Origin of the sequence: Alterirhizorhabdus solaris, from assembly GCF_007785815.1 — a bacterium.
GTDB classification, from domain to species: Bacteria; Pseudomonadota; Alphaproteobacteria; order Sphingomonadales; family Sphingomonadaceae; genus Alterirhizorhabdus; species Alterirhizorhabdus solaris.
In genome coordinates this window covers 1-16284 of the sequence record NZ_VNIM01000089.1, presented here as the reverse complement: position 1 = coordinate 16284, position 16284 = coordinate 1, and the positions used below count along the sequence as shown (strand labels likewise).

14 protein-coding genes are annotated in these 16284 nt (G+C 68.3%); 2 read left to right on the top strand and 12 right to left on the bottom strand.

What is annotated here, in order from left to right:
- Positions 1–320: 320 nt before the first annotated feature.
- A complete protein-coding gene (locus FOY91_RS16985) occupies positions 321–701 on the top strand; it encodes a hypothetical protein (protein ID WP_145154512.1) in 381 nt (126 codons plus the stop codon).
- Here FOY91_RS16985 and pelF read toward each other — a convergent pair.
- The 11 genes from pelF to FOY91_RS16930 all read right to left on the bottom strand — a co-directional run bounded on the left by pelF (position 690) and on the right by FOY91_RS16930 (position 14910).
- Positions 690–2192, bottom strand: a complete 1503-nt coding sequence (gene pelF / locus FOY91_RS16980) for a GT4 family glycosyltransferase PelF (protein WP_145154510.1) — start codon at positions 2190–2192, stop codon at positions 690–692. The two genes, FOY91_RS16985 and pelF, sit on opposite strands and share 12 nt — an antisense overlap.
- Complete coding sequence (locus FOY91_RS16975) at positions 2192–3169, bottom strand: hypothetical protein (RefSeq protein ID WP_145154508.1); 978 nt, start codon at positions 3167–3169, stop codon at positions 2192–2194. Before FOY91_RS16975 ends, pelF begins: the two co-directional genes overlap by 1 nt.
- A complete protein-coding gene (locus FOY91_RS16970) occupies positions 3166–4113 on the bottom strand; it encodes a hypothetical protein (protein ID WP_145154506.1) in 948 nt (315 codons plus the stop codon). Before FOY91_RS16970 ends, FOY91_RS16975 begins: the two co-directional genes overlap by 4 nt.
- Complete coding sequence (locus FOY91_RS16965) at positions 4110–5642, bottom strand: hypothetical protein (protein WP_145154504.1); 1533 nt, start codon at positions 5640–5642, stop codon at positions 4110–4112. The genes FOY91_RS16970 and FOY91_RS16965 overlap by 4 nt, the downstream gene beginning before the upstream one ends.
- Positions 5639–7795, bottom strand: coding sequence for a hypothetical protein (locus FOY91_RS16960; RefSeq protein WP_145154502.1), 2157 nt, complete (start codon positions 7793–7795; stop codon positions 5639–5641). Before FOY91_RS16960 ends, FOY91_RS16965 begins: the two co-directional genes overlap by 4 nt.
- The gene (locus FOY91_RS16955; protein WP_238995762.1) at positions 7792–8676 is read right to left on the bottom strand and encodes a glycoside hydrolase family 191 protein; all 885 of its coding nucleotides are present in this window, start codon (positions 8674–8676) and stop codon (positions 7792–7794) included. Before FOY91_RS16955 ends, FOY91_RS16960 begins: the two co-directional genes overlap by 4 nt.
- Before the next feature lies 1 nt (position 8677).
- Complete coding sequence (gene pelG, locus FOY91_RS16950; RefSeq protein ID WP_145154500.1) at positions 8678–10078, bottom strand: exopolysaccharide Pel transporter PelG; 1401 nt, start codon at positions 10076–10078, stop codon at positions 8678–8680.
- Positions 10079–10173: 95 nt separating this feature from the next.
- A complete protein-coding gene (locus tag FOY91_RS16945) occupies positions 10174–13569 on the bottom strand; it encodes a M10 family metallopeptidase C-terminal domain-containing protein (protein ID WP_145154498.1) in 3396 nt (1131 codons plus the stop codon).
- 287 nt (positions 13570–13856) lie between these two features.
- Entirely contained in the window at positions 13857–14378 is a 522-nt protein-coding gene (locus tag FOY91_RS16940) for an SOS response-associated peptidase family protein (RefSeq protein ID WP_203234616.1), read from the bottom strand.
- Between the two features lie 80 nt (positions 14379–14458).
- Positions 14459–14659: a DUF6961 family protein gene (locus FOY91_RS16935; protein WP_145154496.1), complete on the bottom strand. Its 201-nt coding sequence runs from the start codon at positions 14657–14659 to the stop codon at positions 14459–14461.
- Positions 14659–14910 carry a hypothetical protein gene (locus FOY91_RS16930; RefSeq protein ID WP_145154494.1) on the bottom strand — a complete coding sequence of 84 codons (252 nt, stop codon included), beginning with the start codon at positions 14908–14910 and terminating at the stop codon, positions 14659–14661. The genes FOY91_RS16935 and FOY91_RS16930 overlap by 1 nt, the downstream gene beginning before the upstream one ends.
- Positions 14911–15074: 164 nt before the next feature.
- Between FOY91_RS16930 and FOY91_RS16925 the strand changes: the two genes are divergently transcribed.
- Positions 15075–15488, top strand: coding sequence for a hypothetical protein (locus FOY91_RS16925; RefSeq protein WP_145154492.1), 414 nt, complete (start codon positions 15075–15077; stop codon positions 15486–15488).
- Between the two features lie 132 nt (positions 15489–15620).
- Here the strand turns inward: FOY91_RS16925 and FOY91_RS16920 are convergent, their stop codons facing one another.
- On the bottom strand, positions 15621–15950 hold the full coding sequence (locus FOY91_RS16920) for an excalibur calcium-binding domain-containing protein (RefSeq protein WP_145154490.1): 330 nt from the start codon (positions 15948–15950) through the stop codon (positions 15621–15623).
- Positions 15951–16284: the final 334 nt, after the last annotated feature.

Sequence of the window (16284 nt, the reverse complement as noted above, 5' to 3'; positions counted from 1 at the left end):
TTCAAGAACCGCCGCCTGGTCCGCGACTATGAGCAGCTCACCGCCGTCGCCGAAACCCTCATCACCATCGCCGCCTCCGCCACTCTGCTACGTCGATGGACGTGAGGAGACGGCCTTTTCAAACGCACTCTAAGGGCCCAAGAAATGCGAGTGGATCCACTGATACAGCATCATGCATTGAGCCTGCTCGGAAAAGGTAAAAGGCAGGTAGAAAGCGGCGGTCGATCCTCGACCGCAGAAGGGCCTGAGGGAGATCTTGAAGGAGCAGATGCTTCGCTGACGGGTGAGAAAAAGCCCGGAAGAGAAGCGTCAAAACGCTCTTGAAGGACATGACCCTTGAACACCACCACCATGTGCCGGCCGGCGTCGGCCGGCGTTGCCGCCGCGCGCAGCTGACCGACATCGCAGCACTCGTGCGGCTGTACGAGGAGCAGCTGCTCCCCGAGCAGGTCGACTTGCTGACCAACACCACGGTGCGTTTCGGCGACGAGGTGCCGACGCACCGGGCGTGGATGTTGGCGACGAACTTCGCCTATGAGGCGCTGTGCGAACGGCGGTCGCTGGCGTGCGTGGCGATCTTCCACGTCCCCGCACTCGCCGGGAGGGCGGCGCCCATGCTGGCGGCGCGCTCATCAAGCCGCCGCCAAACGAACGCATATCCAATCCAAAGCGCAACTGTAATGCTAGGATCAAAAAGGTGAACGTATCGGAGCAGCCGACCGTTCGAGATAGAGATCGCGATACTGCCGCAGGATTTCGGCGCGATTGTAATAAGCGCCGCCGCGCCGCTGAAGCACCCGGCCCATCTCCCGCCTCAGCGCGTAATCGCTAAGGATCAGCACGATTGCGTCTCCGGTGGCCTGCGGGTTCGCCAACGCAGTAACGATCCCACCCGCGCCCGGCGAGGCGGGCTGATCCGGCCGCCCCTCGATCAGTTCGCGGCAGCAACCCACATCGGGCGCCACGATGGGTATCCCCGCCGCGCCAGCCTCCAAGATCACCAGCGGCTGCGCTTCCGAAAGGCTAGTGAGCACGACAAGATCGATCCGGGGCAGCCATTCGAGGATGTCGACCCGGCCGGTGAAGGTGATCGCGTCGTCCAGCCCCAGCGCCGTCACGAGCGTGCGACATTCGGCAGCATAGGCCGGATTCTCCTCGGTCGGCCCGAGGATAAAAAAGGTAGCGTGCGGCAGCGCGCGATGCACCATGGCGCAGGCGCGAATATAGGTCTTCACATCCTTGATTTCGACAACGCGCCCGATCAGCGCCACTACTGGCCTGTCTGGCACGCGCGCATCGGGCAGCGCCGCGAAACGGGCGTGATCGACGCCGTTGGGGATGGCGCGCACGCGAGTGGCGGTGGCACCAAGGCGCTGCTGGATCGTGTTGCTGGCGCCATAAAGTGCGACGATCGGATCGCAGGCCTGATAGCAGGTGCGGGCGTAGCTGTCGAAGGCGCGTAGCCAGATGTCGCGCAAGTCATCGGCCGGCGTGTCAAGCGTCAGGCCGCTCTCGATCCGGTCGCCGATCCATGCCGCCATCATGATCTCGATCTGTCGTTCGAGCAGATAGATGCCATGTTCGGTAAGGAAGGCGGGCCGCCCGGTCTCGATCCGCGCGCGCGCAGCGAGCAGGCCGGCGAACCCGGTCGAGATCGTGTGATAAACGCGGGCGCGCGGGAGCGGCGCCAGCAGCATCGAGAGCAATCCGCCGATCAGCGAGCGCCACGCCCAGAAAAAATGATGGAAAGACGCCGAGGGCATCGTCCGACGATACAACGCCTGCGCCTTGGTGAAGAAGGCGCGGTGATCGAGGATGTCGCCGGGCGCGATGCCGGCGCGTAACGCGCGCGTATACCGAACGAGCCCGAGCAGGGCCTCAATCCCGCCGCCGCCGATCATCGACTCGATCCCGTCGCACAGCGCGTTCACCGTGCGATCGGGCAGGATATGGGGGTTGCGCGACGCGCCCGGCCACAAAGCGACCTCGGTGAGGCCGGTGACGTTGGCGGGCGGCTGGACGCGCCAGGGCAGCGGGGCGGCATCCGCTTTGATCGCGACGACGTGGAAGCGCAGGTCGCCGAGACCCGCGATCAGATCGGCCAGCCACGAGGCGACCCCGCCGACCACATAGGGGAAGGCCCCCTCCACGATGATGCAGATGTCGGCTTGTTCGTTGGTGGCGGGTGGCATCAGGCCTCCTTCCGATCGTGCCAGAAATCCAGCATGGCGGCAAGTTCGGGCGGCGCTTCGCGCCTTTGCGCCACCTGCGCCAGATCGCCAAGAGCGGCATAAGCACGCGCGGCGAGCAGCGCCTCCATCAGCGCGGTGATATCTACCGGCGCGGCAACCCGCGGATCGACGATGGGGGTGAGCAACGCGACGGCCTCCGCCGCCCGATCCACGCGACACAGTGCCTTGGCGTGCCGTCTTGCCGCCGGCAGCCGATCACGCCGACCCGGTGGGATCGCTTCCAGCATCATCGCGCCGTAGGCAGCGGCATCCAAAGCGATCGCGCGGCGGCTTGCCGGGGAAAGCAGGACGTTGCTTTCCGCATGGTCGTGCAACAGCGTCAACAGCGCGTCGGCGACGGCTGGGTTCGCGGCGGCCTGGTCGACCAGATCGGTGCGTCGGCGGGCCAGATCCTGATCGATCTCGGCGACGGCGGCGGCGGCCTGCGTGCGGATCGCCTGATCGGCATCGGTGAGCGCGATGGCGATCAGCGGCGAGAGCGCCGGCACGAAGTTGCGCACTACGACACTGACGACCGACTGGCGCAGGGCGACATCGCCATGCCGCAACGCATCGGCGAAGTTGACGAGTTTCCCGGCATCGGGTGATCGCAGCCGATCATCCTCGATCCGGTCGGTCAGGCGGCGGTCGTTCGCCGGGCCGCGTCCGGTATGGGCGGCCAGCACGGCCGGGGCGGTCGGGCGCAGGCGGCGCGAATGGAGCGCGACCGCATAGGCGACCAGCATCGCCGCCGGCCCCAGCGGGGCGGCCGCCATCGCCGCGATCGACACAGCGGACCGCGCCACCAGCTGGATCGCCGCCAGCGTGAGCAGGGTGTGCAGGACCACACCGGCCGCGACCGGCAACCATCCGGCCAGCAGCAGGCCGATTGTGGCAAGATGCGCCACGGCGACGAGCAGCAGGCCGCGGTGGATCACGCGGCGTCCGACGGCCAGTGCAACGCGACGAGATCGTCGAGCCAGTGCGACAAGCCGCCGAGCGCCGCGATCCCCGCCGCCGTGAGCCGCTGCGGCGGGAGATCGTGGAACAGCAGCAGCCCGGCGAAAGTGCCGCCCCGGCCGAGGTGCACCGGCACGGCGACCACGGCGGTGCCGAGCACGGCGCGATCGCCGGCATCGCCGACATGGATCGGCACGCGGCGCGTGGCGGCGCGGTGCAGCAAGACCCCGCCGGGCACGGGCGCCGCGACCGCGCCCGGCATTTCGCCGACCGGGGCCGGAACCCCTTCATCGAGCCGGTAGAGGGTAAATGCCGTCGTATCGGCGACGAGCGCGATCAGCGCGACGAGATCGTCCACCCGCGCCCCCGGCCGCCCCGCCGCCATCATCCATTCGGCGACATGGCCGGCAGTGCGCGTTTCGGCGACGATCCGGTTCTGCAGCGTCCGGTTCACCTCGTTCAGCCGGGCATAGCGGCGCGAGAGCGTGTTGACTTCCTGCATGTGTTTCGCCTCGCGCCGCAGCGTCTTCACCAGTCGGCGTTCGCGGAACGTGGCGATCTCGCCAAGGCCGAGCGCGGCGATCGTCCACAGCAACGGCAGCTTGGCGATCGCGAGGATGTAGGCGAAATAATCCTGCCCCGAGGCGAACACGATCGGCACCAGCGCCACCCACAATGCGGATGCGACCGCCGCTGCGGCGATGCCGCCGCCCGTGCCGTACAGCACCGCCGCCAGGATGACCGGCAGCCAGAAGGGATGCGGATCGATGCCCGCGAAGCCGTGCCCCCCCAGCGTCAGCCGGTCGAGCAGCAGCAGCAGCGCGAACGCCACCGTGATTTCCAGCCCGATCCGCAACGGCGTGGCGTGGACGAACTCGGCATCCGGCTTGCGACGGTCGGGGGCGGTGGCCGTGCCGTTCACGGCGTGGCGCCCAGTCGACGGGTGACATTGAGGCGACCATAACGCTGGCGTTCCGGCAGGCCGGCGCGCGAGATGGAACTGATCCCGCCAATCAGGCTGGCCTCCCACCCGTTGACCGGCACCAGCGACAGGCCGAGTGAGGCGACCGGGCCGCTGCCGCCATATCGATTGACCGTCCACCCCGCCACGCCGGTCAACGCCAGCCTGCCGCCGATCGGCTGGCCGATCGTGCCCTCTACGATGTGGTTCTCGCGGTTGGCGATGGCGGAATATGCGATGTCCGCCACGCGCCGGTCGAGGATATATTCGCCATCGAAGCGGTAGGCGAGCGCCAACGTGGGCAGGCGGCGGCGGACGAGATACTCAAGGCCGCCTTCGGCCACCAAGCTGGTCACGCGCCGGCCGCCGCCGATCAGGCCGTAGCGGATCCCGCCGCCCTCGGCCCGCACGGTGAAGCCGGGCGCGAAACGGGCGCCGCCGCCGATGCCGGCACGATCGATCCAGCCGCCCAGCAGCGCGCCCGGCGACGTAGCCAGATCGGGCAGATGATAGGCGAGGCGCAGCGTGCCCCGCCGCTCCGGATCGCCGACGCTCGCGGTGATTCCGGTGCCGACGATATTGGCATCGAGCAGCGTGGTGATATCCAGCCGCAGGCGCACATCGGGGGCGACGCGCGCGGCGAGCGACAGGCCGCCCTCCGTCGCATCCATCTTCCGCCGGATCGTGGCCCCCGCCGGGTCGTCGCCGCGAGAGCGGACGTGGCGCGCCCCGGCCTCCAGCCGCAGCGTCGCGGAAAGGGGCGCGCCGACGCGGACCGTCACCTCCTGCTGGTCGAACCCGCGCCCGTCGCGCAGCAGCGCGCTGGCCTCGGTGGCGGGGCCGACGGCGCGTGCGGCCGCTCGCCCGGCCACGCCCCCGCCATCGGGCGAGGCACGATAACGGGCGGCGGCATCCTCGACACGGCCGGAGGCATATTCAGCCGAGGCGAGCGACGCCTGCACCGCCGGATCGTCCGGCCAGGCGGCGGCAATCGTCGCGATCCGGCAGCGCGCGCGCGCGGGATAGCCGGCCGCCGCTTCCGCCTGCGCACGCAGCAGGCCGGCATCGCGGCCGTCATCGGGTTCGGCCGCCTCTGGCAGGGGCGGCAGCGTCTCGAACAGGATGGCGAGGCCATCAGGCAGGATGCGGGCGGTGAGCCGCTGGTCCGGGCGGCCGCGCATGACGAGATTGTCCGGCCCCCAATCCAGCCGATCGAGGCGATCGCCGACAGCGGCGGCGAAGGCGGCGGCATGGGCTTCGTCCAGCAGCCGATCGTAACGGGCGATCAGATCTCCTTCCGTCTGCTCGACGGTGACGGCCACGGCTGCGGGCCAGCGCAGCAGGATCGTGACCGCGCCGACGGCGGGGGCCGGCGGCAGCGGCGCGGGCAAGGCGGGCGGATCATCGAACAGGTCGGCAATGACCGGCTCCGGCAGATGGCGGACGGGATCGGTCACGGCGGCGAGGCCGATCAGGGCGGCGATCATCATCGTCCGGTGCCGGCCAAAAGGGTGCCGGCGGCGGCGGGCCGGCCGGTGGCGATCAGCAGCCGCGCCTCCAGCGCGCGCAACGCCTTGTCTTGCAGGGCATCGCCGTCCCGCAGAGCATCGGCACGCGCGGCGCGAACGATCGCCAGCGCATCGCGCGGGCGGCCGAGGCGTTCGATCAGCGTCGCGCGTGCGGCGACCGTCTTTGCGGTTTCGGGCGTGGCGGCAAGCGCGCGGGCATACAGGCGCCGGGCGGCTGTATCGTCCCCCGCCGCCTGCGCGATCTCCCCGGCCAGCGACAGCGCGGCGGAATCGTCCGGGTTGCCGGCAAGGCAGGCGGCCGCATGATCGCGCGCTTCGTCCAGCCGGCGCGTCGCGAAGGACGACCAGGCGAGATCGCAACGCATCCGTGGCGTGGCGCCGCCCGCCCCCGCCAGCCGCGCATAGACCGCCAGCCGTTGCCGCGACTCCCCGGCAGGCAGCAGCGGTACGATCCGGCGCAGTTCGGCAGTGGCGAGCAAGCGGCCGTCGAGCAGGCCGTTCACGGCGGCGGCCGCGTCCGCGCGCCGTCCGGCGCCGGCCGCGATGGCGAGGCGGGCGAGGAGCGACGGGGTCGTCCCTCCGGCCGGATCGCCGGCGAGCGCGGCGAGGGCGGCGCCCGGCGGCGCGCGATTGGCATAGAGGCGCAGCCATTCGAGGCGGCCGCCGGTATCGGGCGCGGCATGCGCGCGCGCCAAGAGCCACGCCAGCCGTTCGGGCCGGGGGCGCGGACCCCAGAGGTAGAGCAAGCGCGCGACGATGGGATCGCCGGGCGCGGCGGTGGCGGCGGCCCGCAGCAACAACCTTTCGCCATCCGCTGCGAAACCGTCCGCGATCAGCCGTTCAGCAGCGGTGGCCGGATCTTTCCCGTTCCCCATCAGGATATCGCGCAGCGCTGTGCGATCGCCGGCGGCACGCGCCATCGCCTCCTCGATGCCGGCGGTGCGATCCGGTGGCAGCATGGCGGCGTAGCGGCGTACGCCGGCCCGATCCCCGGCGCGACGGGCGAGTTGCACCGCGAGCCACGGATCGAGCCGGCGCCAGTCCCCCACGGCGGCGGCGTCGATAGCCGGAATCGTGCCGGGCTGGCCTGCCGCGACGGCGCGGCGGGCCAGATCGAGTGCGAGCGGCGGGGGCAGGCGGGCGAGGCGTCCTGCCGCGATCGCGCGGAACAGCGTCGGGACGGCATCCAGATCATACGCCAGCCGCACGATCGCGGCCTGCGAGACGGTGCCGGCGGGGGCGGCGATGATCCGGTCGAACAGCGCCAGGGCTGGCGCGCGCTGGCCGGCGGCCTCGAGAAGGCGGATGCGGCGTTCGGCCAGCCGCAGCGGATCGCCCGCCGCCGCCTGCGTGGCCAGCGCCAGCGCCACCGCCGGGCGGGTCGCCGCGATGGTATCGAGCAGCGCATCCAGTGGCGGCACGCTGTGCCCGGCGGTGCGCAGACGGGCGTACAAAGGGAGAAACGCATCCGCCGGTGCGTGCGTGGCCGCCAATGCGATCAGTTGCGCCACGGCAGGCGGGCTGATCCGCCGGCCGCTCGCCTCCAGCGTCGCCAGCCGGTGCCATGCGCTGGTCTGGTCGCCGGCCTTCGCATCCAGCGCGGCAAGCCGCTCGGTTTCCGCATCGCTCGCTTGCCCGGCGAGGGAGAGGAAGACGCCGCGCTCCGCCCGCCAGTCGCCCCGCGCGGCGGCGGCGGCGATGAGGGCGCGGATATCGTCGGCCCGCGCCGTGCGCCGCGCGATCGCCGCCAGTTCGGTTTGCTGGTCGGCGGTGCGGCCCAATGTGCCCAGCAGCATCGCGCGCTGGCGACGGAGCGACAGATCGTCCGGGCGGGCGGTGCGGCGACGCTCGATCTCCGCCAGCGCCGCATCCGTTCGGCCGGCCCCGATCAGCGCGCGCAGGCCCAGCGCGAACCGGCCGGGCGCATCCGTTCCGGCATCGCGTGAAGGCAGGCGCGCGGTGCCGAAATCGCGCGCGCTCACCGAGGCCTGGAGCAGCGCCGTCTCGCTCGGCGCCATCAGCGCGGAGGCGGTCGCGATGGCGCCCAGCCCCAGCAACACGATCCCGACGCTGGCGCCGAGACGGTGTGGGGTAATGCGGAGCCGGTGTGTCATTCCGGTTCCGCATATAGCCGGTCGAGCGCCAGCATCGAGACATAGGGGACGAAGCCCGCCGCCCGCTCCCGCGCGTAGAGCGCGCGCACCGTGGCGGGATCGTCCATCGACCAGTAATCGAGCGTGAGCAGCGCGAGGGCGGGATTGACGTCGCGGGCAGCCCGCAGTCGATCGGCCTGCCATGTCCAATCGGCGTCGCTCAGTTTCTCGTAGCGTTTCGTCGCGAAGTTCCAGCGCGACGCCATCGCCTCGCCCAGCAGCAGATCGATGTGCGGCGCGACCGTGGGCAGCATCGCGTAACCACGGTTCATCATCAGCAGCAATCGCGGAAAGCGTTGGCGGATGGCCTTCACCAGCGCGGCGGCGGCGGCGACCATGCCTGCCGCGCCGGCCGGATCGGCCGCCTCCATCGCCTCGGCATTGTCGAGCGTATCGAAGAAGATGCCGTCGAAGCCGCGCGCCACCAGCGGCGGGATGATCCGTTCCAGCACCATCCGCCGCCAGCGCGGATCGCGCAGATCGATGTAACTGGCCTCGGGCCAATGCGGATTGCGCCTGCCGAGCAGCCCGTCGGCGCGCAGCCGGGCGGCATAGGGCCGCGATGCCGCGACCTCGCCGAGGCTGAGATAGGCGAGCAGCAGCGGGCCGCTGCCGCGCGTGACGGGCGTGGCGCCGGCGTGGTCGGGTTCGACGACGAGGAGGTCCACCGTCCGCGCGATCGCCGGGTCGGGCATCGGCCCGTAATCCACCGCCCAGCGCCACTGCCCCCGGGGCAATGCGGGACGTGCGTCGGCGGCGACGGCGCAGCGCAGCGGCAGCATGGCAGTCACCAGAGCGAGCGCGGAGGCGAGCAGGGCGCGGCGGGAGGGGCGAACGATCATTTCAGGCCCATCTGCGATCGTCGCCGCGGATCGCGGGATTGTTGCCGACGAACAGCAGGTACAGCAGATCGCGCGTGGCCAGCCCCGTCGCGGCGAGCGCCACGATGCTGGCGAAGATCGCCCCTGCCATGTAGCCCCAGCCGAACCGGGCGAAGCCCTGCGGCAGCGCGATCAGCGTGGTGACGGCGCTGACGGCGAGGAAGCCGGCGGAAGCCAGCAAGGCGCGGCCGTTGAGATCGTAATAAGACAGCACGATCGTGGCGTAGAGCGCCAGGACATGGAACACCGCGCCCGCGACGACGAACCGGAAGCCGATGATCGCACGCGGATCCGCCCCGATCGCCTCCAGCAGCATCGGCGCCGTGACCCACAAGGCGAGCGCCAGCGCGGCTTGCCCCACGATCAGCACGCGCCCCCCCTCCAGCAGCACCGTCACCAGATCGGCGCGCAGCACATCCAGCCGGGCGAGCACGGCATGGCTGGTGCACCCCGCCATCAGCCGGCCGAACGCGCGATCGAACCGCGTCTCCACCACCACGAGGATCAGGGTGAGACCGACGACGAGCGAGAGCAGGCCGAGGAAGCTGGCGCCGTCGTAGAGCGGGTTCAGCCGCAGCATCCCGCTGGCGGCCACGCTGCCTTGCCCCTGCCAGATGATCCACTTGTCCACCCAGATCGCCATCGTGGCGAACAGCCCGGCCAGCGCCACCTGCGCGTGGACGGCAAAGGCGTGCCACCAGAGCGCCGGCCATACGGGCAACGCGGGAAAGCTCGCGCGGATCGAAACGATCAGCGTGGCGGTGAGTATGACAGCGCCCGCCACCACCGCCAGCAGCGGCAGCAACATCGTGCCGCCGGGCGGCGTGAGCCACGCCAACGGCGCCGCCGCCGCGATCCCCGCCACATAGGCCAGGATCACGCGGCGATAATCCCGGATCGCGGTGAGGAACAGGGTGGCGATCCAGACGACGGTGAGCAGACCGGTGAAGGCGATCGCCAGCATCGTTTCCACCGCCGGCAACGCCGCGCAAAGGCTGAACAGCAGCGCGCCCGTGCCGGTTACCGCACCGGCACCGGTGGCAAGGGCGGCGAACAGGATACCGGGCAACCGATCGGGCGCACGGGCGAATAGCGCATCGGCGACAAGCCGCGTGGCGACCGCCACGATCGGCGCAGCAACGACGGCGGAGAGACTGAAGGCGTAGGTGAGCACGGCCTGCAGACCCAGCATCGTGCGGCCGTCGATCGATCCGGCCAGCCAGTATTGCAGCCCGAGGATCGCGGCAGACATGCAGATCCACGGCCCGGCGCTGATCGCCGCGCCGTGGATCGCCGCCGCCAAGGTGCCGCCTACGCCGGAGCGCGAGGCGAGCTTGACCAGTTTGAAGCCGATACCGGCCATGTCACTCCGTTCGATCCAGCTCGGCCGGGCGCCGATGGCCGACCGATAGACAGAGAACGTTATTCTCTGATTACGCACCGCGCCGCGCGGCTTGCCTAAAGGAAGAAATCGCCGGTGTTCAACATGTGGTGGCCGGTCAGCGCGATGGAGAAATCGGCCGTGCGGAGAAAATCGGTGTTGCCGGTGACGACGGTATATTCGACGCCCGCGATCACCTGGTAATTGTAGCTCAGCTGCGCCGGGCCGGTGAACGCCTGGCCGGCCTTCAGAAGGGTAAAGGCCTGATCCCCGGCTTGCGAGAACAGGCCGACGTTCGCATCGATCGCCGACAGATCGATCTTGTCCACGCCCTGCTGGAAATCAGTAATGATGTCGCGACGGCTGGACAGGGTGCTGCTGTCCCGATCGGTGAGGAAGCGGAACATGTCCGCGCCGGCACCGCCCGTAAGGACATCCTTGTCGACACCACCGATCAGGATATCGTTGCCGTTGCCGCCGAACAGGATGTCGTCGTCGTCGCCGCCGTACAGCGTATCGTTGCCGTCGCCGCCGTTCAGCGTGTCGTTCAGGTTGCCGCCGTCGAGCAGATCGTTGCCGCCCAGTCCGTTCAGCACATCCTTGCCGTTATTGCCGTAGATCACATCGTTCTCGCCGCTGCCGTTCAGCGTTTCGGCGCGGGAGGTTCCGTTGATCGTGATCCCCGCCACATCGCCGATCGTGATCGCCAGCGCCTGCGTGTCGATCGTGCCACGGCTGTCCGCGGCGCCGACGATCACGTCGTAGACGTTGTTCGCGCCGCTATCGAGCGGCACCTCGAAATCGGGCGCGGCCTTGAACACGAGTGCGCCCGTCCTCGCGTCGATCGCGAAGAAGCCGGCATCGGCGCCACCGGTGACGGAATAGGTCAGCATATCGCCCATTGCGCTGTTGCCATCCACCGCGTGGACGGTGGTGACGGCGGCGACATTCTCCGCCGCCCGCAGTGAGGCGGCCGCACCGCCGCCGTTCGAATCGATCACCGGCGCGAGATTGGCGTTGTAGGTGATCGACACATCGTGCCGGCCGAGGGCGCCGACATCGAGCGTGACGATCTCGCCGGCCTGCTTCACCACCGTGGCGCCCGTATAGCTGATGAAATCGGTGTCCTGAGCGCGCAGATCGACCGTCACCTGCCCCTCGCCGATCACCGAGAAGGACAGGTTGGCGCCATTGCCCGTAAGTGCCAGCAGTTCTCCGCGCATCGGCAGCGCGGTGATATGCGTCACGTCGTCGACCTTGACGCCCATCGTGATGGTGAAGGTGCCGCCCTTGGCGGGCAGGAACACGCTGTCATCATCATAGGCGTACCAGCTGGCCACGCTCTGGATCACCCTAGTGCCCTGACCGTCCACGTCGAGCGCGAACGTGCCGGCGGCGGCGGAAGTGACCGTGGCGGTGATCGTGTCGCCGACGATCGTGGCGGTGAGGTCCGAGGCGGCGAAACTGTCCGACCGCTTGGCCAGATCGTCCAGCGTGACGAACTCGGCGCCGGCGGCGGCGGCGCGCGCGATCCACATGTCGAACATGGCCTTCGTGTAAGGCGAGGCCACGCCTTCGGTCAGCGAGGTGAGGGTAGGACCGTAGTCATGCCACGGCCACACCACCACCGGCGCCTCGGCCTTTGCGATCAGCGCGTCCCATTCCTTCGCCCATGCGGCCGATGCCTCGGCCGGCGTCTTGTTCTGAAATTCCACGAGGCTGAAATCGAACGAGGTGTTCGGCGCGATATAGGTCTTCCCGGCAAGCGTGGGGCTGAGATAGCCGATCGCGCCAGGATAGCCCGCGCCGACGCCCGAATAGCCGCCGCTGAGATAATCGACATGCTTCAGGATTTCGGCCGAGACGCCGATCTTCTCGGGCGCGCCGGGAACGGCGGCACCTTCGATCGTGAAGGCGCGGCCCAGATAGGCCGACATTTTCTGTTCGATCACGGCCTTGCTCTGACCGAACTCGAACGCGATCTGATCGGCGGTAAGAAGGTTCGTATTCTCGGGATGGGTGTAGCTGTGCGTGCCGATCTCGTTGCCGGCGGCAAGCATCTTGGCGAGCGCGGGGGCGGTGACGCTCCAGTCGGTTTCCTGCCCGCCCGCCGGATTGTTGCCAACGTTGACGTAATAGCTGCCGACGAAATTATACTTCGCCTTCCACTCGTCCAGGATCGGCAGCAGCTTGTCGTAGATGCCGGCGGTGCCGTCGGTCGGCTTGACGTCCGAAATCTCCTGGCTCTGGTCCATATCGGTGCGCGAGGCGACGATGGCGGCGTTGCGTGTGATCTGGAGGCCGATGGACATGCCGTTGGGGTGCACGCTGTGCGTGATCGCCTGTTGCAGCAGATTGCTGTCCGCCATCATGCCTTCGGTGGAGAACAGCACGTTGCGGCCGCCCGTCTGCGTGGCGAGGACAGCGGCATGGGTCTGCCCGGCCACGGTCTGCGTGGCGATCGTCTGGCCGTTGCCGGAAACGCTGGTGAAGGCGTTCCAGCCGACCCCGTCATAATGGCGCACCAGTTCGCCATTCGCAAAGTTGGTCAGCACCTCCTTCGTCGTGTCGGTGGCGCGCACATCCACGCTTGCCGGGAAACCGCCGGTCACGCGAGTCGCATCGAACAGCAGCTTCATGCGGGCATAGGAATCGCCGGCCAGCGCCGCCCCGCTCGCGTCGTTCGTCATGAATTCGCCGGCGGCGATCAGGCCGATGCCATTTTGTTTGGTAGCCTGCTCCAGCGTGTTGGCGATCGCATCCGCCTGCGTGGCCTCCACGTTGCGAAACGAGGGGAAGACGAGGGTGTCGTAATGGGAGAGCTTGTCGAGGTTGATGAGGTCCGCCTCGGTCAGCAGGTCGAACGGCGTGCCGGCCTGCCGGGCCTGATCCTGCGCGTTCATGAACAGCTGCGAATAAGCCGTCTTGTCAAAATAGGCGTTAGCCGTCGTCTCCGACCAGACGATGCCGATGCGGGTGGCCGGATCGGGCGCGTGCGCTGGGACATCGAAGACGGTAAAGCCGCGTTCCGAATAGCTGCCCGGCACGAAGGTCCGATCGTTCACGTCGAGCAGCACGTCCAGCGCCTGCGGCTTGCCGATCAGCGCCTTGGGCACGCGCAACTCCACCGTGGTGCCGTCCGCCGAATAGGCCAGCGCGAGATCGGCCTGCACCAGCGTCTGTCCGGCGGCGCCGCTGTACAGCGCGGCCTTGCCCGCCGCATCGAAGTTCACGTTATATTCGGCGCCGCCGGCAAAGCCGAAGATCTGGTAGCCGGTGACGGTGCTGCGATCGGTGTTCAGCCAGATCGTCGTGTTCGCGCCGATCGCCGTAGGCGCCTTGATGGCGAAGACGAAATCAGTAGCATCCGCTTGGCCGTAAACGGCGAAACCGGCATTGCCGCCACGATCGATTCTGGTCGTCGAGGCCCAGTCCGCAAGGCTGCCGTCGAGCGTGATTACCGATGCTGCCACCCTGCGATCCTTCAACAAACGGCCCCCGGGGCTCGTCGATGGCCGGATAGTCGCAGCGATGTCGTCGGGGAAGCTGAATAAAAGGTTAATACTTCGGCCGGCCAAATAGACTTATCAAGAAGACAGAAAAATAAGGAAAAAAGTTGTCGGCGACCGCAAAGTGTGCCTTCATAGGACGATCTCCAAATGCGTTAGCGCTCAAATGGCGTCCAGGGCGGAACCCTCCGAGCGCAATGACGTGATTAGGAAGTTGGTCTGCGGACTTTCATCAGGACCAGCAGCCTGAGCTACCTCCTTCTGAGTGGTCCATCGACTATGACGGGCCGGTGGAGTATGACCGCCTCGTCATAGCTACCGCACAGCCACTGATCCCAGTCGCTTTCGTCCAGGATCGTGATCATCGCCTTCGGGTGGAACGGCGCCACCAACGGGTTCGGATCGCAGGTGACCATCGCCCAGCACAGTTGGTCACCGATCTGCTGCGCAAAGCCCGCCACCGCGAAGATCGGCTGGTCCGTGCAGGCGAACCACATCTCCCCCTTGATCGGCTTGCCGCCGCCGACCGCGTGGGTGTCGGGCGTCCATTCGGCGAATTCGGTCAGCGGGATCAGGCAGCGGTTGCCGGGGTCGGCAGCAAGCCGGCGCCATTGCGGCAGGCCGAGCTGGCGGACGTTGGTCATCGGCCATTTGGCTTGGCTGCCCAGCACATCCCAGGTGCCGACGTCGATACCCCTTCTGCCGCCCTGCTCCCGAACGATCCATGCCCGCGCCCTGGGATAGAGCTCGACCGGGTTGAAGCGGTTGTCCATCGGTCGCGGCGCCGCCTATTCCGTTCCGAAGCGCGTGTGGATCGTCTCGGGTTCATGAGCCATGCGCGCCCGGTTGCACATCAGTGGCGAGCTCCCCCGTCGCCTGCGGTGTCCCGCAGCGACCCGATCCGGTCGGCGATCATGCGCCAGACGGTTACGCCGGCGTCGTCACCAGCCTCGGTAAGGGCGGCGATCCGGCCGTCAGCGAACGCCGGGGCCTGGCCGCCGTGAGTCATGAGGACGTTGTTGGCGCAGGCCCATAGTGCCCGTTCGGCCAGCATCAGAGTATCAACACCCGAAGACCATTGTTCGCGATAGAAGGCGTGGCGTCGGCTGCCGTCGCCTCCAACATGCTGAGCGCATAATCGCGGCGGTCGTCGCCATCCCCGGGGATTGGCGCTTCCGCCTGCAGGCGCTCCCATAGCAAGCCTGCCACCCAGAGCTCGAACGGGCCGCCGGTATCTTCCGCCTGAAACACGATGCTGCCGGCGATATGCCCGATCGGGCGATCGTTGGTGATCCTCATCGTCATGTGGTGGTCGTATCACAGGGTCGAGCCCGTCGGCACCACCGCAATCGCTGGATCCTTGCCTGCCGCCGGGAGCAGTCCGTGACGGGGGCGTTGTCGGATGTTCCCGTCCTCTCGATCGTTGCCTTGTCGATTTAGAACCGCAGCGGCCGTGGTAGGCGCACCCGGTGATCGTCCCGCTCCCCTTCATCTGCCTCGCCATCGCCCTCCACGATGTGGACGGGCCGATCCACTGCCGGTCCGGCGAGAAGGTCCGGTTGCAGGGGATCGGCGCCCTCGAGATGAACGGCCGGGCACGCCCCGGACAGCCCTCGATCGCTGGCGATCCGAGAGCACAGCGCCGCCGCATGGCGTCGACGATGGGCGCGCGGGTGCTGCGCGAGGATCGCGGGATGAACGGCCAGTTGTGGTTCGTCCGGCCGGTGAGCCTGACCTGCACGCCGACCGGCAGGAGCCACGGCCGGATCACGGCCTGGTGCAGCCGGGCCGACGGGAGAGACCTGAGCTGTGCTGCGATCCAGGCCGGAGTAGCCGTGCGATGGGACCGGTATGATCCGAAGAGGCGCCTGACGGACTGCTGACGGTGTAGACGGCGGCACGGGCGGGATCGAACAACGGCAGATGTATCCTGTCCGGTCTGCCCGACTGATTTCTCATCGACACTGTGCGATGCACACGACCCTGGCTGGGCTGGCCAACCGGGGGGCTACCGATCAGTGCCGCCGGCGGCCCGTGGGCGGATAGTGCCTCATACCATCCGGAATGAAACCCGCCCCCGGGTGGGGCTCACAGACGATACCGTCATTGTCGCCGTCCATGCTTTCGCGGTAGCCGGGCTGACCGCGATAGAGCGGGGCCTTGCCGGCTGCGCGCACCGCATTGCATCCCGGATAATATGTGGCGGCCTCGACCACGGCGGAAGCAGTCCTCCTTGCCTGGCCAATGGCCGCTTCCCCGTCAAACGACCCGGCGACGGCGAACACCGTCACAAACGTCAAGACGTATCCGCCGACCAGGAGGAGACGAAAGGACCGCGATGCCATGCCATCGCCTTATCATATGTTGGCGAACGATCGGTAGGTAGCTGGGGTTAACCGCCCGCTAGCATCGACATACCGGAGCGGGGAGAGCGCAAGGTCAGCCGTCCGGTTTCGTCCTGTCGCTGCGCGCCACCAGCACGCGAATGGGCGTGTAGCACACCTGCGGCGGTAGCGAGATGACGCCCCGCGATCAGCAGCGGGGGATGCTGGCCTAATCGCCGCGGTGCCGTACAAGGTGCACACCGTACTCACCGACAACGTCCTATGTTGGGAAGCAGCGGCGGATTTGGCCAGCAGATATCCATGCGCCGACAACCATCGGCGCGGCATGCATTCT

What these genes read in the sequence shown, in the direction of transcription:
- pelF (WP_145154510.1), bottom strand. Translation starts at nt 2,192, where the DNA reads ATGCCACCCGCCACCAACGAACAAGCCGACATCTGCATCATCGTGGAG.
- FOY91_RS16965 (WP_145154504.1), bottom strand. Translation starts at nt 5,642, where the DNA reads ATGATGATCGCCGCCCTGATCGGCCTCGCCGCCGTGACCGATCCCGTC.
- FOY91_RS16960 (WP_145154502.1), bottom strand. Translation starts at nt 7,795, where the DNA reads ATGACACACCGGCTCCGCATTACCCCACACCGTCTCGGCGCCAGCGTC.
- FOY91_RS16955 (WP_238995762.1), bottom strand. Translation starts at nt 8,676, where the DNA reads ATGATCGTTCGCCCCTCCCGCCGCGCCCTGCTCGCCTCCGCGCTCGCT.
- pelG (WP_145154500.1), bottom strand. Translation starts at nt 10,078, where the DNA reads ATGGCCGGTATCGGCTTCAAACTGGTCAAGCTCGCCTCGCGCTCCGGC.
- FOY91_RS16940 (WP_203234616.1), bottom strand. Translation starts at nt 14,378, where the DNA reads ATGGACAACCGCTTCAACCCGGTCGAGCTCTATCCCAGGGCGCGGGCA.
- FOY91_RS16935 (WP_145154496.1), bottom strand. Translation starts at nt 14,659, where the DNA reads ATGCTGGCCGAACGGGCACTATGGGCCTGCGCCAACAACGTCCTCATG.
- FOY91_RS16930 (WP_145154494.1), bottom strand. Translation starts at nt 14,910, where the DNA reads ATGACGATGAGGATCACCAACGATCGCCCGATCGGGCATATCGCCGGC.
- FOY91_RS16920 (WP_145154490.1), bottom strand. Translation starts at nt 15,950, where the DNA reads ATGGCATCGCGGTCCTTTCGTCTCCTCCTGGTCGGCGGATACGTCTTG.